Below are 23,115 nucleotides of genomic sequence, written 5' to 3' on the forward strand. Positions count from 1 at the left end.
GAACATTCGTTATTTAGTTTTGAGGGAGCAATCCCTAATAAGAAAAGGATCGTTGAGATGTTGTCTCCGATGAGGCAATAATCAAACGAATCCATCCAAAGTCTGGTGGCGATAGCGAAGAGGTTCCACCCGTTCCCATGCCGAACACGGAAGTTAAGCTCTTTTGCGCCGATGATAATGAAGGGGCAACCCTTTGTGAAAGTAGGACGCTGCCAGGCATTAATGAAAGCTGTCAGAATAAAATTCTGGCAGCTTTTTTGCGTTTTTGTTTAAAATAAAACGGAAATACCTTCTTTAGAAAAATCAAAGATAAAGTGGAAGATAAAAACGTGGTGTTAAAAGTACACCCATTTCCTCTCTTATTATATGCGAGTTGGGCCTTTGATGAGATACGACGAAGTACAGTTCGATCTTTGGAAGAAAGAAAAAGATCAAGTGGAAGAGTCCCTGGTTCCCTTTCTATCCGTATTCTCGTTTTCTAATTTCTGCATGATATGCATGAATAAAGTGGACGGTTGTCATACTAACAATACATTCTATAAGGGAGGTATTTAAATGCCAGATAATCAAGGCCCATCCACACCCCAGCAGCCAAACCCTGGAACGTCTCCTAATCCATCTCCTCAACAACCGCAGCAACCAAATAAAGATGATAAAAGTTCAAGCCTTGTCAATAAAATACAAGAACTTGGCCAAACCAATGTAGCACAGATGGAAAATTCGAATATTCATTGTATTACGGTGGTAGGTCAAATCGAAGGACATATGCAGCTTCCTCCGCAAAATAAAACAACAAAATATGAACATATTATTCCACAGCTCGTAGCAGCAGAACAAAATCCAAAGATAGAAGGGCTCTTGCTCATATTAAATACAGTTGGAGGAGATGTAGAAGCAGGCCTTGCTATGTCCGAAATGGTAGCAAGCATGAGTAAGCCGACTATAACGATTGTACTTGGGGGCGGGCACTCAATCGGTGTTCCGATTGCTGTAGCGGCTGACTATTCGTATATTGCAGAAACAGCCACCATGACAATCCACCCGATACGATTAACTGGACTTGTAATCGGGGTTCCTCAAACCTTTGAGTATCTCGATAAAATGCAGGATAGGGTGATTAGTTTTGTAACCCGCCACTCTAATATTGAAGAAGAAACATTTAAAGAATTGATGTTTGCAAAAGGAAATTTGACAAGAGATATTGGTACAAATGTTATAGGAGCTGATGCCGTGAAATATGGATTAATTGACGAGGTTGGAGGCATTGGACTTGCTTTAAAAAAACTGAATCAACTTATTGATGAAGAGAAACAAAAGAATGGGGATCTGCTGCAATGATTCTCTATACTCCCCTTTCCATGGATTCGATTTTTCCACCTGATGAAAATGCTTGGAACAATAAAAGGCAGGTGAATATTGAAAACGGAACGCTCGTTATTGAAAAAACAGATGACTTTACGTGGAAAGTAGTTTCTCTTCATAGTTCAAATCCTCATGATTATTTATTGCAAAAATATCAACCAGGGACAGAATGGGCTGGAGAATGACGTTTTTTTAAGGAAATGAAGGAAAAATGTGTTATAATGAAAAAAGAATAGTCATACAAAGAGGGCTGTCTCCGATATTTTCTCACACGAGGCAGCCCAATTCGTTGTGGTTAACATTCCTTAAGTATTTTTCTCGGATAATACATGCCGTTTTCTGCAACTAAACAGCAACGGAAGGTTTGAGGTGATAAAATGGCAAAAAAATCCAAACGGAAAAAGAGATCTTCCAAGCATTGGAAGGCACAAATGAAATATGAATTAAGCGGACTTTTTATTTTCACTTTTGGTATTCTTGCACTCTTCCATTTAGGACGAGCAGGGGAAGTAACATTGTCCCTTTTTCGTTTTATCGCAGGTGAATGGTCCCCTTTAATAAATATAGGGATTTTAATTTTGGCAGCGGCGTTAATTATAAAAAGAAAGATTCCAACCTTAATTGGGAAGCGATTAAGCGGAGTTTATCTTGCTATTATTACATTACTGCTTTTAAGTCACGTTCAAATGTTTGAGAATCTGGGAAGTCTTGGTGAATACCAGGAAAGTTCAGCGCTTGTAACAACTTGGGAGTTGTTTATTCTTGATCCTTTTGACAGCGGGCGTGTGGAAGACCTAGGCGGAGGCATGGCTGGGGCAGTACTGTTTGTTACGACGCAGTTTTTATTTGATGCCGGCGGAACAAGGGTTATAGCTGTTTTGTTATTTATCCTTTCTTTTTTACTTATTACTGGTCTTTCAATTCAGGATATTATTCAGTATATTTCTAAAAAAAGCGGACCAAAATTAAAACAAGCAGTGCTTTCGATACAAGCTAAAACAAAGCAGCAAAAAGAAGCTTTAGAACGAAGAAAAGTTGAAAAGGAAAAAGGTGTACAAGAGACGTCTTCAAAACATAACAATAAAACAGCCGATCAATCTCCTAAAAAGGAGGAAGCGCCAGAACCCGTTATCTATAATTTTGCCGAACAAGCTTATCAAGATGGAGAAATAGAAAAGAAAGAACGCTCCAATCAAGCTGAGAAAAAAGAAGAACCTAAGCCATCTCATGCACTAAGCAATCAGGAAGAAGAGGGCAAAGAAGTACAAACACCGTTAATATCACATGAACAAGAAAATAAAGATTATGAGTTGCCAGCTCTGCATTTACTTGGTACTCCAAAGCATAATACACAAAACCAAGAACGTGGGCTAATATCTTCTAATGCCCGTAAATTAGAAGAAACATTGCATAGTTTTGGAGTAAAGGCCCGTGTTAATGAAGTGCATTTAGGCCCTGCTGTTACAAAATACGAAGTGCAGCCTGATACGGGGGTGAAAGTTAGTAAAATTGTCAATCTAGCCGATGACCTGGCATTGGCTCTGGCTGCTAAAGATATACGGATAGAAGCTCCGATTCCAGGAAAAGCAGCTGTAGGTATCGAAGTTCCTAATCAAGAAGTAGCGATGGTTACGTTAAGAGAAGTGTTAGAAGCAGGTTATCAAAAAGAAGATCATGTACTCGCCGTAGCCTTAGGCCGCGACATCTCGGGGGAACCTGTACTGGCATCTTTGCATAAGATGCCGCACCTGCTTGTTGCGGGGGCTACTGGCAGCGGTAAAAGTGTTTGTATTAACGGTATTATCACAAGTATATTAATGAAAGCAAGGCCGCATGAAGTAAAACTCATGATGATTGATCCTAAGATGGTTGAATTAAATGTATACAACGGGATACCGCATTTGCTTACCCCTGTTGTTACCGAGCCAAAAAAAGCTGCACAAGCACTTAAAAAAGTTGTAGCAGAAATGGAAAGACGTTACGATTTATTTTCCCATACTGGAACGAGAAATATTGAAGGGTATAATGAACTCATTAAAAAGCAAAATGAAAAGGAAGAGGAAAAACAGCCTGAACTTCCATATATTATTGTACTTGTAGATGAACTTGCTGATTTAATGATGGTAGCTTCAAGCGATGTGGAGGATGCTATTACACGCCTTGCTCAAATGGCACGGGCAGCAGGTATTCACATGATCATTGCAACACAGCGTCCTTCGGTGGATGTTATTACAGGAGTAATCAAAGCAAATATTCCTTCTCGTATTGCCTTCGGGGTTTCAAGCCAAACCGACTCTCGAACAATCTTAGATTCAGCCGGAGCAGAAAAGCTGTTAGGAAAAGGAGATATGCTTTTTCAGCCGGTAGGATCGAACAAATCAACCAGGGTACAAGGGGCGTTTGTATCTGATGAAGAGGTGGAAACGGTAGTGGATGCCGTCATTTCTCAGCAGAAAGCGGTTTATCAGGAAGAAATGATTCCAGAAGATAAACCAGAAGTGAAAGAAGAAGTGAGTGATGAAATATATGACGACGCTGTTCAATTAGTGCTGCAAATGCAAAGTGCATCAGTGTCCATGCTGCAGCGCAGATTTCGAATAGGATATACACGTGCAGCCAGGTTGATTGATGAAATGGAAATGCGGGGTATTGTAGGGCCTTATGAAGGAAGTAAACCAAGAGAGGTTCTTGTCAGTCAACATAGCGATCAAAATAACGAAGAAATGCCATCGCGCTAAAAGCTGTAAAAAACAAGGAGGTAATGAACCGATATGCTAGAAGAACAAGTTATTAATAAGAATGGACTTGATGTACACTTAGTATCCACTCCAAAATACAAAACGACGACGTTTGTGTTACAAATAAAAAGCAGATTAACACAAAAAACAGCAACCGAACGTTCACTTTTAGCGAACGTATTAAAAAGTGCAACAAACGATTATCCTTCTCGAAAGCAAATCAGGCTCTATTTAGATGAACTGTATGGCGCATCTTTTCAGGCAGATGTACAAAGAAAAGGAGAAAATCATATCCTTTCACTGCGCCTAGAGGCAGCAAATGAAAAGTTCTTAAAAGACAATGTCCCTTTATTTAAAAAAAGTCTGTCATTTTTGCGGGAAGTGCTTGAAAATCCATTTTTTGATGAAAATGGAAGTTTTTCAGAAAAAGTTATACGTGAAGAAAAACGTACGCTAAAACAGAGAATGGAGTCCATCTATGATGATAAAATTCGGTATGCAAATAAACGATTGTTAGAAGAAATGTGTAAAGATGAACCATATTCTGTTCATCCATACGGTGAGATGGAAAAAATAGACGAGGTCACTTCTGAGACTTTAATGCAGGAATATAAACGAATGCTTCAAGAAGATGACATCCGCCTATATATTGTTGGAGATGTAAAAGCAGAAGAAGCAGAAGAGGCAGCTTCCATTTTTTCTGTCACTTCTAAAACACAAGAGGCAATGAATGAAGGAAAGGAGAACGAAGGGAAAGAGCCGAAAGAAATAAAGGAAACCGATGATATTCAACAAGGCAAACTCCATTTAGGATATAGAACGTCTGTCACTTTTAGTGATAACCTTTTTCCAGCAATGCAAGTAATGAATGGTTTATTTGGAGGATTTCCTCATTCCAAACTGTTTATGAATGTAAGAGAAAAAGAAAGCATGGCTTATTACGCTGCTTCGCGATATGAGAGTCTGAAAGGATTAGTGCTTGTCTTTGCAGGCATCGAAGCGTCTAAATATGAAAAAGCGGTGGACATTATAAAAAAACAGTTAGACGATATGAAACAAGGCCATTTTACCGACGAGTCTGTTGAACAAACAAAAGTGATGGTAAAAAATCAATTGCTTGAAACAGCAGACTCAGCGAGAGGTATAGTCGATCTATATTATCAAAGCGTTGCTGCAGGTAAAAAGCGGGATTTATCAGAATGGGTCAAAGCCATTGATGCTGTTACAAAGCAAGATGTCATAGAAGGGGCAGCTACTGTAGAATTGGATACATGCTACTTTTTACGCGGTGAGGAGGCTGCAAAATGACAAACAAGAAAACATTTGACCAGTTACAAGAAACGATTTATAACGAGCGGCTCGATAATGGATTAACTGTATATGTTCTTCCTAAACCAGGTTTTCATAAAACATTTGCTGTTTTTTCAACAAATTATGGATCGATTGATAATCATTTTGTACCAATTGGAAAAAAAGAAGCAGTAATGGTTCCAGACGGTATCGCCCATTTCCTTGAACATAAGATGTTTGAAGATGAACAAGGCGATGTGTTTCAGACGTTTGGAGAACAGGGAGCTTCAGCAAACGCATTTACAAGTTTTACAAAGACAGCATATTTATTTTCAAGTACACAGGATACGGATAAAAACTTAGAGACGTTGCTTGATTTTGTTCAGCATCCTTATTTTACGGATGAAACTGTAGAGAAAGAAAAAGGAATTATTGAACAGGAAATTACGATGTATGAAGATAATCCTGATTGGCAGTTATTTTTTAATCTGCTTGGCAGCATGTATCACAAACACCCGGTGAAAATTGATATTGCAGGCAGCGCAGATTCTATTTATGAAATTACAAAAGAAGACCTTTACGAATGTTATGAAACGTTCTATCATCCGTCTAATATGGTTTTATTTGTTGCTGGGGATGTGCAGACTGATCAGATTATTGAATTGGTACGTAACAACCAAAACAATAAATCATTTAAAGAGCCAGAAGAAATTGAACGCATCTTGGACGATGAGCCAAAAGAGGTAAAAAATGATAAATCGGTTGCAAAAATGAGTGTGAACACGCCAAAATGTATGGTCGGATATAAAGTGAATGCCAGTAAGTTAGAGGGAAAAGAACTGCTGAAATATGAATTTTCTATGCAGTTAATGCTTGATGCATTGTTTGGTCCAGGCTCTGATGCGTATGAAACATTATATGAAGATGGATTGATTGACGATTCGTTCTCCACGGAGTTTACAGCGGAACGTTCCTTTTCTTTTCTAGCAGTAGGCGGCGATACAAAAGAGCCTGATAAATTGGAACAACGTATCATTCAAACAATTGAAAATGCCAGGGATAAAGGGTTATCTAAAGACCAGCTCGAACGGGTGAGAAAGAAAAAAATCGGTAACTTTTTAAAACAGCTGAATTCACTTGAGTTTGTTGCAAATCAATATACGAGTTTTGCGTTCCATAATATTCATCTGTTTGAAGCTATTCCGGTTTTAGAAGAAATAACGATAGATGAAATAAATCAATTGCTGCATACCCATTTTGAAGAAAGTACACGTTCTGTTTCACAAATAATACAAAAGCAGGCGAATTAAAGATGTCACGGTTTGCATTAATTACAGGGGCTAGCGGCGCTATCGGCAGTGCTGTTGCTCTTAAACTGGCTGCTGAAGGAAAACCGCTGTTTCTCCATTATAATAAATCCAAACAGGAAGCCATTTCTCTAAAAGAAAAATGTGAAGCGTTTGAGGTGCCTGTATTCTTAGTAATGAGTGACCTTTCACAAAAAGAAGGGGTTGATAAGCTTTTTAAACAGCTCCACTCTCCTGTAGATACCCTCATATATAATTGTGGAATTCAGCATTATGGTTTATTTCAGGATATTGGCGAAGAAGAGCTATATGAACTGGCCAATCTTCATTTATTAAATGCCATGTTGTTAACCAAGAAATTGCTGCCTGCTATGATTTCTAATAAACAAGGCAAAATTGTGATGATATCTTCTATTTGGGGAGAACGCGGGGCAGCAATGGAAGTGGTTTACTCTGCTTTAAAAGGCGGCTTAAACACGTTTGTAAAGTCGCTGGCCAAAGAAACAGCCCGTTCCGGCATATGTGTAAATGCACTTGCTCCAGGTGTAATTGATACACCTATGATGTCAGGTTTTTCAGAAAGTGACGCGCAAGCTTTAAAAGATGAAATTCCTTCTGGGCGTTTCGGTCATGCTGAAGAAGCAGCCGAGGCAGTTACATTTTTAACGAGCGGCAAAGCTAGTTATATAAACGGTCATGTTCTTGATATAAATGGTGGCTGGTAAAATAATTTTCTTATTATCAACACATAATTTTCCTTCTGACGGAGCATCTTAAAATATGATGACACCTTTAAGGAGGGAATTACATGTCTGTATTGGATAATTGGGATCAATGGAAACAGTTTTTAGATGGAAGGCTTCTGCAGGCCAAGCAAGACGGTATGACAGAAAATGTTACTTCTGACATAGCTTATGAAGTAGGCGAATATCTTGCAAACAACGTAGACCCTAAAAATGAACAAGAGCGAGTATTAGCTGATCTATGGAAGGTAGCTGATGAGCAGGAACAGCATGCAATTGCCAATATGATGGTTAAAATGGTACAGTCCAACTCCTCTCAATAAAGCTGCAAAGACCTATGCTGTCCTTCTTATAAAAGAGGGGCAGTTTTCTTTTTTTAAAATTGCAGGGACAATAGTTTGAAAATCAGTTTATTACTCTGTTCAAATGGAGAAAAATAGCGTAAAATGACAAATATCTGAAAAGAAAGATCTGTAAGAAGAGGTGAAAGAAGGATGGAAGAAAAAAAAGAGTGGTATTTAGAGTATGAAATCCATCAAAACCGTCCAGGCCTTCTTGGGGATATATCCTCCTTACTAGGTATGCTTTCAATTAATATTGTTACCATTAATGGTGTAGAAGACCGCCGGCGGGGTATGCTTATTCGAAGTAACCATGATGATCAAATCACCCGTTTTCGTTCCATTCTTGATACTATTGATAATATTACCGTAAGAAAAATGAGAGAACCGAGACTGCGCGACCGACTGGCGGTTAGACACGGCCGTTACATAGAACGAGATGCGGACGACAAAAAGACATTTCGATTCGTTCGTGATGAACTTGGGCTGCTTGTCGATTTTATGGCAGAATTGTTTAAAAAAGATCGTCACTATCTTGTTGGTATTCGAGGGATGCCAAGAGTAGGAAAAACAGAATCTTTAGTAGCTGCCAGCGTCTGCGCTAATAAACGGTGGTCTTTTATATCGTCAACGCTTCTTAGACAGACTGTTCGAAATCAATTGGCTGATGATGAGCTCGAAGAAGGACATATCTACATTATTGATGGAATTGTTTCGATGATGAGAGCTACAGAAAAACATAGAATGTTAGTGGACGATATTTTGAGGCTTCCTGCCGTAAAAGTGGTGGAGCACCCTGATATATTTGTAAGAGAGTCTTCTTATACGCTTGATGATTTTGATTGTATAATTGAATTAAGAAATGACGAAAAAGAGGAGATCACATATGAAGTGGTAGAATCAGGTTTTTCTTCTTTTGATATCAGTTAGGTGGTAGGTGTTAATAGTGTCAGAGCTTGGTCAATTTTTAAAAACGAAAAGAGAAGAAAAAGAACTTTCGCTTGAAAAAATGCAAGAGATAACAAAAATACAAAAACGATATTTGTCAGCGATTGAAAATGGAAAGTACGAAGCTCTTCCCGGGGCGTTTTATACGCGGGCCTTTGTGAAAAGTTATGCAGAAGCGTTAGCACTTGACCCGGACGACATTTTTGAGACATATGGCGGAGAGCTTCCGCAGCCAAAGCAGCAGGCAACAGATTTGCCTTCTAGAGCGGAACGGACCAGACCAAAAGTTCAAAAAAAGAAGAAAAGAAAATCAAATGTTTTTCCAGTATTAATGGGCATTTTATTTTTTGTTGTAGTAGCTGCAGGAGTCTACCTGGTTGTACAAGGAGCTGACGGCGGTAACTCGGGCGGTGTATCTCCAGAAGATGACCCATCAATTGAAGTTGATTCCAATGATAATTCAGGTATATCAGACGAAGATGCAGGCAATGAAGAAGACGATGAACCAACTGAAGACAGCCGTGAAGCAGAGGAAGATGAAAACGGATCTATAGAAAAAGAAGATGAAATAGAAGAAGCAGAAAATGAGGAACCAGAGTTCCTATCTACAGACAATCGCCGATCCACTTTTGATGTTTCCGGTTTAGATGAGATGATGATTGAATTAGAGCTTTCGGGAGATTCTTACCTGGATGTCCAAGATAAAAATGGTACTATTCTTGAAGATTTTGCAGGTGTTTCAGAAGGCGATACTGTAGAACTTGATTACAGCGATGAAGATTATGTGAAATTAAATATTGGAAATGCCACAGCCGTTACGGTTCGTTTTAATGGGCAAGTTATCGATTATCCTATTGACCCCTCCGAAGCGGTTCATCAGCATCTTATTTTCGATAAGCAAGCTGAATAATATAGTCCCTGGAGTAAGCTCCGGGGATTTTTCCATTCATTTTAAAACTCCCAACCTTCTCCTGCCTTCTTATTCGTATTGATTTCCTTTCCTTTCCTCGATATGTATATTGTGTGGTACAATGACGTTTAGGGGAGCATAGAGCATTAGAAACGAGGGAAAACCATGAATCTGCCAAATAAAATAACAATTGCACGTATATGTTTAATACCGATATTTATGATATTTATGCTTGTTCCGTTTTCAATGGGCAGTCTGGAAATAAGCGGGACATTACTTCCCATCACACATGCAGCAGGTTTTGTTCTGTTTATTATTGCCGCTTCTACTGATTGGCTGGACGGTTATTATGCAAGAAAATACAACTTAGTCAGTAATTTTGGTAAATTCCTAGACCCTCTGGCTGATAAATTGCTTGTAACTGCCGCATTGCTGACTTTAATTGAATTGCAGATACTTCCAGCTTGGATGGCCATTATCATAATAAGCAGAGAGTTTGCAGTAACAGGAATTCGACTCGTCGCTGCTTCTGATGGAGAAGTTATCGCAGCGAGCAATCTCGGTAAATGGAAAACAGTTTTTCAAATGACTGCACTGGCTGTTCTGCTCTTAGATGGTCTTGTTTTTGCCATTTTAAATATTCCATTAGGAATGATTCTTATGTGGATTGCTGTCGTATTGACGATAATATCAGGTGTTGATTATTTTTTGAAGAACAAGCATATTTTCAAGCATTCGATGTAATGAAGTAAGGAATGGGGTGGAAAAAATGAATGCAGAAATAATCGCAGTAGGTTCAGAACTTCTTCTCGGTCAAATAGCGAACACGAATGGACAATTTTTGTCTCAAGAACTGGCTGCTGTAGGTATTAATGTTTACAGGCATACAGTTGTGGGTGATAATAAACCACGTATGAAAGCAGTGCTCGAAGAAGCTTGTGAAAGAGTGGATGTTGTATTTATATCAGGCGGCCTCGGACCAACCGAGGATGATCTTACAAAGGAAGTTATCGCTGAACTCACAGGTAAGCGCTTAATATATCATGAACCAACTCTTGATAACATGAAACAGTTTTTCAAACAAAGAAAAATAGAAATGTCTGAAAATAATAAAAAGCAGGCTCACTATACAGAAGGCAGTGATGTATTTTATAATAGAGCCGGACTTGCCTGTGGTATGGCAGATAAATACAAAGGTACTTTATTCATTCTTCTGCCGGGACCTCCTCGTGAATTAAAACACATGTATGAAAACGAAGCGAAACCTTACTTATTAAAGAGAATGTCTGGAGAATCTTTAGTGTTATCTAGAGTTCTTCGTTTTTTCAATATAGGAGAATCCAGACTTGAAGAAGAGCTGATAGATCTCATAAAAGCACAAACGAACCCGACTATTGCGCCGCTAGCTTCTGACGGGGAAGTGACAATCCGACTTACAGCAAAAGCAAATGCCCGTTCTGTGGCAGATGACTTACTAGATAAAGTAGAAAGCCAGATTAAACACAGAGTGGGAAAATATATTTATGGCAGAGAAAACGAGACATTGCCTGTGCAAGTTGTAAAAAGGTTCGTTGACCAAAAATTAACGCTAGCTGCTGCGGAAAGTTTAACTGGCGGATGGTTTGCTAAGCACATTGTCGATGTTTCTGGAGCTTCTGCAATGTTCGAAGGCTCCTCGGCTGTGTATTCTCAATCAGCGAAAAACAAAATGTTAGGGATAAGCAATGATTTAATGAATAAATACGGAACGGTAAGTAAGGAATGTGCCGAGTCGATGGCAGAGAAGGTCCGCCTCCAGTATCAGACGGACATAGGAATTAGTTTTACTGGTGTAGCAGGACCAGGCGCTTTAGAAGGAAAGGTACCGGGTACAGTGTGGATTGGAATTGCCGGACCACATGGAGTGACTTCTCATGAATTAAATCTCGCTGGGAGCCGTGAACAAATTCGCCGTTTAGCAGTTTATTACGGCTGCTGGTTTTTACTGAAGGAAAAGGTGGTAAACAAATGACGTACTTTGACGATTTTGATGTAAAAGATGAAATTAAAAAAGCGATTCGCGAAATGGGGTTTGAAGAACCCTCTCCCGTTCAGGAAAAAGCGATTCCTGAAATATTACAATCAAAAGATGTAATTGGCCAGGCCCAGACTGGTACTGGGAAAACGGCCGCATTTGGGATTCCTTTGATTAATCGAATAACAAAGGAAACGCACGTTCAGGCTATGATTTTAACTCCGACAAGAGAACTTGCTATACAAGTTTCCGGTGAACTGCAAAAACTATCTAAGTACTTAAATATTCGTACCCTTCCTATTTACGGCGGACAATCGATTGGTCATCAGATCAAAGCATTAAAGCAGGGAGTGCAGATTGTAATTGGTACTCCAGGCCGGCTGCAAGATCATTTAAGACGGAAAACATTAAAGCTTGACCGCGTAAAAACTGTCGTTCTTGATGAGGCAGATGAAATGCTTGATATGGGCTTTATTGAAGATATTGAGACCATTTTAAAACAAATTAATGTTGATAGACAGACACTTCTATTCTCAGCTACGATGCCTCCAGCGATTCGTAAACTTTCTAAACGTTACATGGTGAAGCCGGCAACTGTATCTATAAATAAAAGCGAAGTAACAGCTCCTTCCATTGATCAATGGTATTACAAGGTGCTTGAACGCAACAAACAAGAATCTTTGTGCCGAATCTTAGACAGTCAGGACCCGGAGCTTGGCATTATTTTCTGCCGCACAAAAAAAGGAGTGGCAGAATTAACGGAAGTACTGCAAGCGAGAGGGTATTTAGCAGATGGGCTTCATGGAGATCTTACTCAGTCCCAGCGTGATGCTGTCATGAAAAAATTCCGTGAAAGTACGATTGAATTACTTATAGCAACTGATGTAGCTGCTCGCGGAATAGACGTACAAAATGTCAGTCACGTTATAAACTATGATATACCGCAAGACCCGGAAAGTTATGTACATCGTATCGGCCGTACAGGAAGAGCGGGCCGCACAGGACAAGCTTTGACTCTTGTCACACCAAGAGAAATGAAACACCTTCGTTCCATCGAATCTGAGATAAAGATGTCTATACCAACAAAAAGTGTACCTTCTATTGAAGAAGTCGTGGAAAAACAGCAAGAAGCATGGAAAAATCTTATTATTGACCAATTTGAAGATGAGCAAGAATTATCACTTTTTGATGATCTTGCAGATGAACTTTTAGCAGAATATGATCCAAAAAACATTATTCGTTCTTTAATGAAAATGAATTTCTCGACTGCTATCGGGGAAAATGATGACGGCTATAATTTTGGAGAAACCGGCGGCGCAAAAGGAATGATTCGATTCTTTATTAATGTTGGCCGAAATGTTAATATGAGTCCTAAAGTTTTAATTGAAGAAATTTCCGATGCAGTCGGCATACCTGGAAAAGCAGTAGGACGCATTGATATATTTGAAAAATTCACGTTTGTAGAAGTGCCAGAAGAAGTTGCACCTTTTGTTTATGAAGCACTGCGTTATTCGCGTGTAAATGGCGCGCGTGTTAATTTAGAACCAGCTAAACCGCGTCCGAAAAGAAACCCTTCTCCATCAAAACCGCGTTCAACTAAATAGAACCTGGTATGAAAACTGTTCAAGGGAAATCCTTTGAACAGTTTTTCAATGCGTACTCAGGAACGTTTTAGTCTTATCAGTACCAAGAACAGGACAAGCAACGGTTTTTCCCATACGGTTTGAAAAGAAATCGTGTTAAAGACTTAAAAAACCGAATAAATGTTCGTAAAAACTGTTGGCAAATGAAATAAAACAAGGTATGATGAAATAGGTGGTAAAACAAAACGGTCTTTCTTTTGTCAGGGCGTTTTCAATATGGTAAGAATGCTCCTTGTTTTCGGGGGAAACAAGACCAATTAGACAGTTGGAGTTTGGCAATAAAAAGGAGAGATAAAATGAGTGAACGAAAAGCAGCGCTGGATCAGGCGCTTAGAAATATTGAGAAGCAATTTGGCAAGGGTTCGATTATGAAGCTTGGAGAACAAGCCGAACGTAAAGTCTCTACCGTATCAAGCGGTGCATTGGCTGTCGATATTGCACTTGGAGTGGGTGGATATCCGCGCGGCAGAATTGTAGAAATCTATGGCCCGGAATCGTCCGGTAAGACGACTGTAGCACTTCATGCCATTGCGGAAGTCCAGCGAAAAGGCGGTCAGGCGGCTTTTATCGATGCCGAACACGCTCTTGATCCAGCTTACGCTCAAAATTTAGGTGTAAATATTGATGAACTGCTATTATCACAACCGGACACAGGGGAACAGGCGCTTGAAATAGCAGAAGCTCTTGTAAGAAGCGGTGCGGTCGATATTATTGTTGTAGACTCCGTTGCTGCTCTTGTGCCAAAAGCAGAAATTGAAGGGGAAATGGGAGACAGCCACGTCGGCTTACAGGCTCGGTTGATGTCACAGGCTCTTCGTAAATTGTCAGGAGCGATTAGCAAATCCAACTCGATTGCTGTTTTTATTAATCAAATTCGTGAGAAAGTCGGTGTAATGTTTGGCAGTCCTGAAACTACTCCAGGCGGCCGTGCTTTAAAATTCTATTCATCTGTCCGCTTAGAAGTTCGCCGGGCTGAAACACTCAAACAAGGAAATGAAATGGTAGGAAACAAAACTCGAATTAAAATAGTGAAAAACAAAGTGGCTCCGCCGTTTAAGCAGGCTGAGGTGGACATTATGTACGGGGAAGGAATCTCACGAGAAGGATCTATCCTTGATATTGCTTCTGAACTCGACATTGTGCAAAAAAGCGGGGCTTGGTATTCTTATGACGGAGATCGTTTAGGACAAGGCAGAGAAAATGCTAAGCAATACTTAAAGGAACACGAAGAAGTAACTGCTGCAATTGAAGAAAGCATCCGTGAGCACTACAACCTTGATGCCATTCAATCTCAAGGAGAAGAAGGACTGCTGGTAGATACAGAAGAATAAAAAGGATTGTACCACCCTTTTCACGGAAAGGGTGGTTTTTAAAGCGCAGAAAAGATAATGGACAGTTTACGCTGTAACTTCTGCAAAATGTACAGAGAGTGCTAAACCACCGAGCCTCAAAACGCTCTCCATTTCCTCAGAGAGCATTTTTACGGGAACCTTTGTCCTAAAAGCCGTGTATTCTATATCTTCTCAACCCATTTACGGCCAGGGGTTCGCGCCATTGGGAAGTCTTGACATGTCTAGAACTGGAGGATACAATTAAATGGAGTGATGCTTGAAAAAGGGTCATGGAATGTTCACCGTATTTGCTTTAAAAGGCTTTTTTTAATGGAGAAATTAGTAAATGGTTTCACAGAAATAAAAGCCTTTTTTATCGACGGCGCAACCGGTCGACACCACGTCAAAGAAACATTCAGATGTTTGTAATGCTTTCTATGAACAAAAATGAAACAAATTCCCCTTTAGGCAGAAAGACCTGAACAAAAGGGTACAACCAGATAGCAAGAGGAGGTGAAAAGACTTGGATAACAACATCTTTCTCATCTCCATTTTGCTTGTTGTCGTTGCAGCTTTGAGTGGATTGATTGGTTATTTTGTTCGTAAATCTATTGCAGAAGCGAAGATAGCGAGCGCGGAACTAGCCGCGAAACAGATCGTAGAGGATGCTGAGCGGAAAGCAGAAGCCAGTAAAAAAGAGGCAGTGCTAGAAGCTAAAGACCAGGCGCATCAGCTTCGTGCAGAAGCAGAAGAAGATTTGCGGGACCGAAGAAATGAAGTTCAGAAACAAGAAAACCGCTTAATGCAGAAAGAAGAGATTCTTGACCGGAAAAGCGAAACATTGGACAAGAAAGAAGAATCGTTGGAAAAGAGAGAAGAATCTCTCGCCGACAAACAACGACAGGTAGATGAAAATAACAGCAAAGTGGAGGAGATTTTAGCAAAGCAGCAAGAAGAGCTGGAGAGAATTTCAGGATTGTCCCGTGAAGAAGCAAGAGATATGATTAGAAGAGATGTGCAGCAGGAATTGGAGCATGAAACGGCCATAATGGTGAAAGAACATACGGAACGTGCTAAAAATGAAGCAGACAAGAAAGCACGGCAGATTCTTTCCCTGGCTATTCAGCGCTGTGCAGCAGATCACATTGCTGAGACAACTGTTTCGGTTGTAAATCTTCCAAATGATGAAATGAAAGGCCGTATTATTGGAAGAGAAGGAAGAAATATACGCGCATTAGAGACGCTGACAGGAATTGATCTAATCATTGATGATACACCGGAAGCTGTTATTCTCTCAGGATTTGATCCGATTAGAAGAGAAATTGCCCGAACATCACTAGATAAGCTCGTACAGGATGGACGTATTCATCCGGCCCGCATTGAAGAAACGGTTGAAAAATCAAGGCGGGAGGTAGATGAGTTAATTCGTGAATACGGTGAAGAAACCACCTTTGAAATGGGGATTCACGGACTACATCCTGATTTAATTAAAATTCTCGGACGATTGAAATTTAGAACGAGCTACGGGCAAAATGTTCTAAACCACTCAATGGAAGTGGCTCATCTAACGGCGTTAATGGCTGCAGAACTTGGTGAGGATGAACAGTTAGCAAAACGAGCAGGGCTCCTTCATGACATCGGTAAAGCGATTGACCATGAAGTAGAAGGCAGTCACGTAGAAATTGGTGTAGAGCTTGCTCAGAAATATAAAGAACATCCAGTGGTCATTAACAGTATTGCATCTCACCATGGAGATACAGAAGCAACTTCTGTAATTGCAACCCTAGTTGCTGCAGCAGATGCATTATCTGCCGCGCGGCCAGGTGCTAGACGAGAAACGCTTGAAACGTATATTCGTCGATTAGAGAAGCTAGAAGAAATAGCTGAATCCTTCGATGGAGTTGAAAAAACGTACGCCATTCAAGCAGGTCGTGAAGTGAGAATTATGGTGAAACCTGATTTAGTAGATGACGCATTGGCTCATCGGTTGGCCAGAGATATTACGAAACAAATTGAAGAAGAGCTCGATTATCCTGGTCACATTAGAGTGACGGTGATACGGGAAACACGAGCAGTAGAATATGCAAAATAAAGCGGCGATTTCGCCGCTTTATTTTTATAAGCTAAAAAGTTTTTATGGTCAAAATTTGAACTTCTAATCGTGCGTTTGATATAAACAAATTAGATAAAATAAAAAAATAAGATATATGAAATACAAAAGGAGACGTATGATGAAAATTCTATTTATTGGAGATGTGGTTGGTTCTCCCGGCAGAAACATGGTAAATGAATACCTTCCTAAACTAAAGAAAAAATATAAACCGACTGTCACGATAGTAAATGGAGAAAATGCAGCAGGGGGCAAAGGAATTACAGAGAAAATTTATAAAGGTTTTTTAGAAAAAGGGGCACAAGCGGTGACCTTAGGAAACCATACGTGGGATAATAAAGATATTTTTGAATTTATTAATGAAGCCCCATTGATGGCACGGCCGGCAAATTATCCAGAAGAAACCCCTGGAAATGAATATGTTATTACGAAAGTAAATGATCTAGAAATCGGAGTCATTAGTTTAATGGGCCGTACGTTCATGCCTCCCAACGATTGTCCTTTTAAAAAGGCAGAAGCACTTATTAAAAAGATAAAGAAGCGGACCCCTGTCATTTTCGTAGATTTTCATGCTGAAGCAACGAGCGAAAAGCAAGCAATGGGCTGGTTTTTAAATGGTAAAGTCACTGCTGTGGCAGGGACCCACACACACGTTCAAACAGCTGATAACCGCATATTACCTGATGGCACTGCTTATATAAGCGATGCAGGGATGACAGGACCAATAGACGGTATACTAGGTATGAAAAGAGAGGATATTATTAATAAATTTTTAACAAATCTTCCAGTTAGGTTTGAAGTTGCCAAAGGCAGGGAACAATTAAATGGGATCCTTATAGAAGCAGATTCAAAAACGGGGAGTGCTAAAAAAATCGATCGGATTCAAATAAGCGATGAAAGCCCTTTTTTTGAATGAAAATATCTCCATTCAGCACCTTGCGCTATTCATTAGAAAATTTAGAAAATATCACACAAATAAGCAGGAATATACATGGAATATCATGAATATAGTTAATGAGGGGCATTATCCCACATAAGGAGGTACTAAAAATGGAAGTATTAAAAGTATCAGCCAAATCCACTCCCAATTCTGTAGCAGGCGCATTGGCAGGAGTTATTCGTGAAAGAGGCGCCGCTGAAATTCAGGCAATAGGCGCAGGTGCCCTTAACCAATCCATCAAAGCCATAGCAATCGCCAGGGGGTTTGTGGCTCCAAGCGGCATTGACTTAGTTTGTATCCCCGCTTTTACTGACATTCAAATTGATGGAGAAGAAAGAACGGCAATAAAGTTAATCATAGAGCCCCGTTAATGAAGAAAAATGTAATACCTAAAAACCTGGCTGTCCTTCGACAAAGCCAGGTTTTTTTATAAGGTAAAAATTATAAATAGTTGGCGTTTTACATGTCTAGCGCAAGCGCCTACTCGCTCGAGATTCCTTCGGTTCGTCAATGGAAAGCAAAGATCAGCTTTCCATATGCCGCCCCTCCAGGACTTGTCGCTCGTGAGCAAGGCGCTTGCGCTTTTCTTAGTGTAATAAAACCTATAGAACTTATAAGGGTACTTTGGTATAATATTTTAATAAACAAAATCTTCTTTCCTTGCTTTTTCAGAAGGTTCATTCTACGATGAAGAAGTGTATGTTAATAATCATCATGCTGCATATGAAACAAACACATATAGAAATAGATGATAGAGAGGTAAGGAACCGAAAGGATGAGACATATGATTGATCAACTTTCTTGGAAAGTCGGAGGTCAGCAGGGAGAGGGGATTGAAAGCACCGGTGAAATTTTTTCCGTAGCCCTCAACCGGCTTGGCTATTACTTATACGGTTACCGCCAATTCTCTTCCCGAATTAAAGGCGGCCATACAAACAATAAAATTCGTGTAAGTACAAATCAAATCAATGCAATATCAGATGATTTAGATATTTTAGTAGCGTTTGATCAGGAAACGATTGATGTCAACTATCAGGAGCTTCGCCCAGGAGGAGTTGTCATTGCAGACGCGAAATGTAAACCGACCATTCCTGATGATGGGAAAGCGTCTTTATATGATGTACCATTTACAGAAATAGCAAAAGAATTAGGCACTCCATTGATGAAAAACATGGTGGCAGTCGGCGCATCCAGCGCCATTCTTGGCATTTCAGCTGATCATTATCAAGAGGTCGTAGAGGAAATCTTTTTGAAAAAAGGCGAATCGGTAGTTGAAAAAAATATGCAGGCGATTCGAAAAGGAGCTGCTTATTTTTCTGAACAAGCCGGAGGACAGCTTGATGACTTTCTTTTGAAAGAAGCAGATGGCAAAAAACGTATGTTTATGATTGGAAATGATGCGATAGGTCTAGGCGCCATTGCGGCAGGTTCGCGTTTTATGGCAGCTTACCCGATTACACCAGCATCTGAAATTATGGAATACTTAATTAAAAAGTTCCCAGACTTTGGTGGAACTGTCATTCAAACCGAAGATGAAATAGCAGCAGCGAACATGGCAATAGGCTCTAATTACGCTGGGGTGCGTGCTTTCACGGCTTCAGCTGGTCCTGGATTGTCGTTGATGACAGAAGCGATTGGCCTGTCTGGGATGACCGAAACTCCAATGGTTATTGTAGATACCCAAAGAGGCGGGCCGAGCACCGGTCTTCCGACAAAACAGGAGCAATCTGATATGATGGCAATGCTATACGGCACACACGGCGAAATACCAAAAATTGTTATCACGCCTAGCACCGTACAGGAAGCCTTTTATGATACTATTACAGCTTTTAATATGGCGGAAGAATATCAATGCCCGGTTATATTACTGACAGATCTTGCACTATCCTTAGGAAAACAAACCGTTGAGCCATTAAACTATGAAAAAATCCAAATTAGAAGAGGAAAGCTTGAAAAGGAACCAAATTTACCAGAGCAGGCACCAGAAGAATATTTTGAAAGATATGCTGCAGCAGAAGACGGTATTTCCACACGATTATTACCAGGTACGGAAAATGGAATTTTCCATGTTACGGGCGTTGAGCATGATAACACAGGAAAGCCTTCTGAAAAACCCGAAAATAGACAACAGCAAATGGATAAACGTTTAAGAAAAACAGAGACGGTTCCTTATCGATTTGATGTACCAATTTATGCAAATGAGCCTTATAAGGAGCCTGATTTGCTTGTGATTGGAATTAACTCTACACGAGGAGCTATTCAAGAAGCAATCAACCGTTTGGATGAAGATGGGTTCAGCGTTAATCATGCACATATTCGGCTTTTGCATCCATTTCCAACAGAAGAGCTAGAGGATAGATTACATCGTGCCAAAAAGACAGTAGTGATCGAAAATAATGCTACGGGACAGCTCGCAAGTATTATCCGGCTGAATACAGGAGTGAAAGTGGAAAGCATTTTAAAATATGACGGTAATCCATTTTTACCTGCTGAAATACACAGCAAGTGTAAGGAGTTGTTATAATTGGCTACAGTTAAAGATTTTCGTAATAAAGTGAAACCGAATTGGTGTCCTGGCTGCGGTGATTTTTCCATTCAAGCTGCTATCCAGCGTGCTGCTGCTAACGTTGGTCTTGAGCCGCACGATCTTGCACTCATTACCGGTATTGGCTGTTCAGGGAGAATTTCAGGTTATATAAATGCTTATGGTTTTCATGGTGTTCACGGCAGAGTGCTGCCCTTAGCACAAGGCGTGAAAATGGCAAACCGGGATCTGACTGTTGTTGCTTCCGGAGGAGACGGGGACGGCTTTGCTATAGGAATGGGCCATACTATTCATTCTATCCGCCGAAATATTGATATGACTTATATTGTTATGGATAATCAAATTTATGGCTTAACAAAAGGACAAACATCTCCGCGAAGCGATGCCGGCTTTAAAACAAAGAGCACGCCGGATGGTTCGATTGAAGCGTCCTTGAATGCTATGGAAACAGCATTAACTGCAGGAGCAACATTTGTTGCACAAAGCTTTTCAAGTGATTTAAAAGAGCTTACTTCGTTAATTGAGCAAGCAATGAACCATAATGGTTTCTCTCTTATTAACGTATTTAGCCCTTGTGTCACTTTTAATAAAGTAAACACGTACGATTGGTTTAAAGAAAATTTGACCAAACTAAGTGATCTGGAAGATTATGACCATACGGACCGCAATAAAGCAATGCAAACCTTAATGGAACACAATGGATTAGTAACAGGGCTTATTTATCACGAAGAAGATACGCCTTCATATCAAGATAAAATCCCAGGGTACAAATCAACTCCGCTTTCAGAGGATAATTTGGAGCTTGACAGGGAGAAGTTTGAACGGCTTGCAAATGAATTTATGTAAGCTGATCTACTGGTTTGGTCTAACGTTATAGACCAAGCCTTTTTGTTTAAAATAAATCTGTTCGGGAAATAGTTGGGAAGACATAGAAGAAAGGAGACAAAAGATGCAGCAATTACTTAAAACATTAGACAGAATTGATCATAAAGGATACAAAGCATACAACGACATAAAAGGGTCCTTTCGATTTAATGAGTTTATTTTACATATGGATCACATCCAGGCTGATCCTTATGCAAGCCCTTCGCGTGCGCGAGTTGTCATGAGCAGGAAGTCACTCGGTCTTGACGAAAGTTGTGATAAAACAAATGCAAGAAGAATTGCGACGATTGATTATTTGGCGAACGAAATTCAAACCGAGCTGAAAAAAAGAAATCAGCGAAATGAGATCGTTATTGATGGTCCGGGCCAAGAAATAATTGATAGAACAGCGGTCGTTTTAAAAGAAAATGAATTAGATATCCGTCTTTCCATCCATCTTCCTGCAAGGGGAAGAACGATTTTAGGAAAACAAGCAAAACAGCGTCTGACAAAGGATCTGCCTGTAATAATAAACAGTGCAGTAAAACAATATAACAAGCAGAAACTGATAAAACAATTAGAGCTTTCTGACCAGCAGGAAGCCATTCGTACGTTTCTTTTCGAAAACAACTATATAACGTTTATTGCCAATGATTCCATACTTCCAAGAGAAAGCGGGATCAGTAACAAACCGCTTCAAAGCGATCAAGCTGTTCCTTTTTATGCCCCTTCGTCTTTAGAAGTCGAAATAGAGGTGCCTTACCGATCACCTATTAAAGGCATGGCATTAAAACAGGGCGTTAACATCATTGTCGGGGGAGGCTATCACGGCAAAAGTACACTTCTAGAGGCTATTGAGCGCGGAGTATATAATCATCGTGCCGGGGATGGACGGGAATTCGTTATTACTGACCATTCAGCTGCGAAAGTTCGTGCCGAAGATGGACGAAGTGTAGCAAGTGTTAACATTTCTCCCTTTATATCAAACCTTCCGATTCAAAAAGATACACGGACCTTTACTACAGAAAATGCAAGTGGAAGTACTTCTCAGGCCGCTAATATTATAGAAAGTTTAGAAGCTGGTACGAAATGTCTTCTAATTGACGAAGATACAAGTGCAACAAATTTTATGATCCGAGACGGCCGGATGCAGGCTCTTGTTGCAAAAGAAAAAGAACCAATTACCCCTTTTATTGATAAAGTAAAAGCATTATACGAAGAACATGGTGTATCAACCATTCTCGTAGTTGGTGGTGCTGGGGATTATTTTGATGTAGCTGATTGTGTCGTCATGATGGAAGAATATAAGCCGAAAAATGTAACAGAGGAAGCAAAAGATATTGCGAAGCGATTTGGGTCCGAACGTGAAAAAGAAGCTGGAGTGGAATTTGGAGATGTAACGAACAGGACATTGCTTACGTCTAGTTTTCAACCGAGAAAAGGGAAAAAAGAAAAAGTAAGTGCTAAAGGGCGCACCACGATTATGTATGGAAAAGATACCATTGACCTCTCTGGTGTTGAACAGCTCATAAATAGCAGCCAGACGAACGCTATCGCTACTATGATTCGCCACACTTGTGCGCATCTAGGCAAGGAAGCATCCATAGAGGCGATACTTGCATTTCTTGAAAAAGAAGTGAAAGAAAAAGGTTTGGACGTGGTATCTCCATTTAAAGGAAAACATCCAGGAGATATGGCAATGCCCCGCAGATTCGAAATAGCAGCAGCAATAAACCGCCACAGAAATCTTTCCATCAAAAATCATGACTATTCTTAAAAGCAGGTAAGATATCAAACATTTATTCCAATAAATGAGCATGTTTCCTGACGGTATAAAATGATGGTAAGCGCACTGTTTAAAGGCAGTGCGCTATTGTTTTCCTCGTTCATAGAAGGTATAATTTAAAATTGGACCTTCCATATGTTTTGCTAATCTAACATTCACTGTTAAAGGGAACAGATGTGTTGATTTGGTATATAAATAGTTTCAGCTTTTATTCAGGAAAATGGAAGAAAGGAGATGCTGGCT

At 40.0% G+C, this 23,115-nt stretch carries 20 protein-coding genes and 1 rRNA gene; all 21 read left to right on the top strand.

Features of this window, described 5'->3' with window-relative positions; genetic code table 11:
* Window positions 1-101: 101 nt before the first annotated feature.
* A 5S ribosomal RNA gene (gene rrf / locus FZF09_RS21090) occupies window positions 102-218 on the top strand.
* A gap of 337 nt (window positions 219-555) precedes the next feature.
* Window positions 556-1,338: a ClpP family protease gene (locus FZF09_RS21095; RefSeq protein WP_158738530.1), complete on the top strand. Its 783-nt coding sequence runs from the start codon at window positions 556-558 to the stop codon at window positions 1,336-1,338.
* The gene (locus tag FZF09_RS21100) at window positions 1,335-1,547 is read left to right on the top strand and encodes a YlzJ-like family protein (protein ID WP_158738531.1); all 213 of its coding nucleotides are present in this window, start codon (window positions 1,335-1,337) and stop codon (window positions 1,545-1,547) included. Before FZF09_RS21095 ends, FZF09_RS21100 begins: the two co-directional genes overlap by 4 nt.
* Before the next feature lie 192 nt (window positions 1,548-1,739).
* Window positions 1,740-4,100, top strand: coding sequence for a DNA translocase FtsK (locus tag FZF09_RS21105; RefSeq protein ID WP_158738532.1), 2,361 nt, complete (start codon window positions 1,740-1,742; stop codon window positions 4,098-4,100).
* 33 nt (window positions 4,101-4,133) lie between these two features.
* Complete coding sequence (gene yfmF / locus FZF09_RS21110) at window positions 4,134-5,408, top strand: EF-P 5-aminopentanol modification-associated protein YfmF (RefSeq protein WP_158738533.1); 1,275 nt, start codon at window positions 4,134-4,136, stop codon at window positions 5,406-5,408.
* On the top strand, window positions 5,405-6,700 hold the full coding sequence (yfmH, locus tag FZF09_RS21115) for an EF-P 5-aminopentanol modification-associated protein YfmH (protein WP_158738534.1): 1,296 nt from the start codon (window positions 5,405-5,407) through the stop codon (window positions 6,698-6,700). The genes yfmF and yfmH overlap by 4 nt, the downstream gene beginning before the upstream one ends.
* 2 nt (window positions 6,701-6,702) lie before the next feature.
* Entirely contained in the window at window positions 6,703-7,422 is a 720-nt protein-coding gene (gene ymfI / locus FZF09_RS21120) for an elongation factor P 5-aminopentanone reductase (RefSeq protein ID WP_158738535.1), read from the top strand.
* An 83-nt stretch (window positions 7,423-7,505) separates the two neighbouring features.
* Window positions 7,506-7,763: a DUF3243 domain-containing protein gene (locus FZF09_RS21125; protein ID WP_158738536.1), complete on the top strand. Its 258-nt coding sequence runs from the start codon at window positions 7,506-7,508 to the stop codon at window positions 7,761-7,763.
* 171 nt (window positions 7,764-7,934) lie between these two features.
* Entirely contained in the window at window positions 7,935-8,711 is a 777-nt protein-coding gene (locus tag FZF09_RS21130) for a DUF3388 domain-containing protein (protein ID WP_158738537.1), read from the top strand.
* Window positions 8,712-8,727: 16 nt separating this feature from the next.
* Window positions 8,728-9,639 (top strand): helix-turn-helix domain-containing protein, encoded by a 912-nt coding sequence (locus FZF09_RS21135; protein ID WP_233269593.1) that lies wholly within the window; start codon window positions 8,728-8,730, stop codon window positions 9,637-9,639.
* Window positions 9,640-9,804: 165 nt separating this feature from the next.
* The gene (gene pgsA, locus FZF09_RS21140) at window positions 9,805-10,383 is read left to right on the top strand and encodes a CDP-diacylglycerol--glycerol-3-phosphate 3-phosphatidyltransferase (protein ID WP_158738539.1); all 579 of its coding nucleotides are present in this window, start codon (window positions 9,805-9,807) and stop codon (window positions 10,381-10,383) included.
* A 25-nt stretch (window positions 10,384-10,408) separates the two neighbouring features.
* Entirely contained in the window at window positions 10,409-11,650 is a 1,242-nt protein-coding gene (locus tag FZF09_RS21145) for a competence/damage-inducible protein A (RefSeq protein ID WP_158738540.1), read from the top strand.
* Window positions 11,647-13,257, top strand: coding sequence for a DEAD/DEAH box helicase (locus FZF09_RS21150; protein WP_158738541.1), 1,611 nt, complete (start codon window positions 11,647-11,649; stop codon window positions 13,255-13,257). The genes FZF09_RS21145 and FZF09_RS21150 overlap by 4 nt, the downstream gene beginning before the upstream one ends.
* A 335-nt stretch (window positions 13,258-13,592) precedes the next feature.
* Window positions 13,593-14,627, top strand: a complete 1,035-nt coding sequence (recA, locus tag FZF09_RS21155; RefSeq protein ID WP_158738542.1) for a recombinase RecA — start codon at window positions 13,593-13,595, stop codon at window positions 14,625-14,627.
* A 523-nt stretch (window positions 14,628-15,150) separates the two neighbouring features.
* The gene (gene rny / locus FZF09_RS21160) at window positions 15,151-16,719 is read left to right on the top strand and encodes a ribonuclease Y (RefSeq protein WP_158738543.1); all 1,569 of its coding nucleotides are present in this window, start codon (window positions 15,151-15,153) and stop codon (window positions 16,717-16,719) included.
* 139 nt (window positions 16,720-16,858) lie between these two features.
* Window positions 16,859-17,653 (top strand): TIGR00282 family metallophosphoesterase, encoded by a 795-nt coding sequence (locus tag FZF09_RS21165; RefSeq protein ID WP_158738563.1) that lies wholly within the window; start codon window positions 16,859-16,861, stop codon window positions 17,651-17,653.
* 134 nt (window positions 17,654-17,787) lie between these two features.
* Complete coding sequence (locus FZF09_RS21170) at window positions 17,788-18,048, top strand: stage V sporulation protein S (RefSeq protein ID WP_091270499.1); 261 nt, start codon at window positions 17,788-17,790, stop codon at window positions 18,046-18,048.
* Between the two features lie 92 nt (window positions 18,049-18,140).
* Complete coding sequence (locus FZF09_RS21175; RefSeq protein WP_158738544.1) at window positions 18,141-18,368, top strand: hypothetical protein; 228 nt, start codon at window positions 18,141-18,143, stop codon at window positions 18,366-18,368.
* 93 nt (window positions 18,369-18,461) lie between these two features.
* A complete protein-coding gene (locus FZF09_RS21180; protein WP_158738545.1) occupies window positions 18,462-20,201 on the top strand; it encodes a 2-oxoacid:acceptor oxidoreductase subunit alpha in 1,740 nt (579 codons plus the stop codon).
* The gene (locus FZF09_RS21185; RefSeq protein WP_158738546.1) at window positions 20,202-21,068 is read left to right on the top strand and encodes a 2-oxoacid:ferredoxin oxidoreductase subunit beta; all 867 of its coding nucleotides are present in this window, start codon (window positions 20,202-20,204) and stop codon (window positions 21,066-21,068) included.
* Between the two features lie 103 nt (window positions 21,069-21,171).
* A complete protein-coding gene (locus FZF09_RS21190; protein ID WP_158738547.1) occupies window positions 21,172-22,863 on the top strand; it encodes an ABC-ATPase domain-containing protein in 1,692 nt (563 codons plus the stop codon).
* The last annotated feature ends 252 nt before the right edge of the window (window positions 22,864-23,115 follow it).

Source organism: Alteribacillus sp. YIM 98480 (assembly GCF_009765375.1).
Classification (GTDB): Bacteria; Bacillota; Bacilli; order Bacillales; family Marinococcaceae; genus Alteribacillus.

What these genes read in the sequence shown, in the direction of transcription:
- FZF09_RS21095 (WP_158738530.1), top strand. Translation starts at nt 556, where the DNA reads ATGCCAGATAATCAAGGCCCATCCACACCCCAGCAGCCAAACCCTGGA.
- FZF09_RS21100 (WP_158738531.1), top strand. Translation starts at nt 1,335, where the DNA reads ATGATTCTCTATACTCCCCTTTCCATGGATTCGATTTTTCCACCTGAT.
- FZF09_RS21105 (WP_158738532.1), top strand. Translation starts at nt 1,740, where the DNA reads ATGGCAAAAAAATCCAAACGGAAAAAGAGATCTTCCAAGCATTGGAAG.
- yfmF (WP_158738533.1), top strand. Translation starts at nt 4,134, where the DNA reads ATGCTAGAAGAACAAGTTATTAATAAGAATGGACTTGATGTACACTTA.
- yfmH (WP_158738534.1), top strand. Translation starts at nt 5,405, where the DNA reads ATGACAAACAAGAAAACATTTGACCAGTTACAAGAAACGATTTATAAC.
- ymfI (WP_158738535.1), top strand. Translation starts at nt 6,703, where the DNA reads ATGTCACGGTTTGCATTAATTACAGGGGCTAGCGGCGCTATCGGCAGT.
- FZF09_RS21125 (WP_158738536.1), top strand. Translation starts at nt 7,506, where the DNA reads ATGTCTGTATTGGATAATTGGGATCAATGGAAACAGTTTTTAGATGGA.
- FZF09_RS21130 (WP_158738537.1), top strand. Translation starts at nt 7,935, where the DNA reads ATGGAAGAAAAAAAAGAGTGGTATTTAGAGTATGAAATCCATCAAAAC.
- pgsA (WP_158738539.1), top strand. Translation starts at nt 9,805, where the DNA reads ATGAATCTGCCAAATAAAATAACAATTGCACGTATATGTTTAATACCG.
- FZF09_RS21145 (WP_158738540.1), top strand. Translation starts at nt 10,409, where the DNA reads ATGAATGCAGAAATAATCGCAGTAGGTTCAGAACTTCTTCTCGGTCAA.
- FZF09_RS21150 (WP_158738541.1), top strand. Translation starts at nt 11,647, where the DNA reads ATGACGTACTTTGACGATTTTGATGTAAAAGATGAAATTAAAAAAGCG.
- recA (WP_158738542.1), top strand. Translation starts at nt 13,593, where the DNA reads ATGAGTGAACGAAAAGCAGCGCTGGATCAGGCGCTTAGAAATATTGAG.
- FZF09_RS21165 (WP_158738563.1), top strand. Translation starts at nt 16,859, where the DNA reads ATGAAAATTCTATTTATTGGAGATGTGGTTGGTTCTCCCGGCAGAAAC.
- FZF09_RS21170 (WP_091270499.1), top strand. Translation starts at nt 17,788, where the DNA reads ATGGAAGTATTAAAAGTATCAGCCAAATCCACTCCCAATTCTGTAGCA.
- FZF09_RS21175 (WP_158738544.1), top strand. Translation starts at nt 18,141, where the DNA reads ATGTCTAGCGCAAGCGCCTACTCGCTCGAGATTCCTTCGGTTCGTCAA.
- FZF09_RS21180 (WP_158738545.1), top strand. Translation starts at nt 18,462, where the DNA reads ATGATTGATCAACTTTCTTGGAAAGTCGGAGGTCAGCAGGGAGAGGGG.
- FZF09_RS21190 (WP_158738547.1), top strand. Translation starts at nt 21,172, where the DNA reads ATGCAGCAATTACTTAAAACATTAGACAGAATTGATCATAAAGGATAC.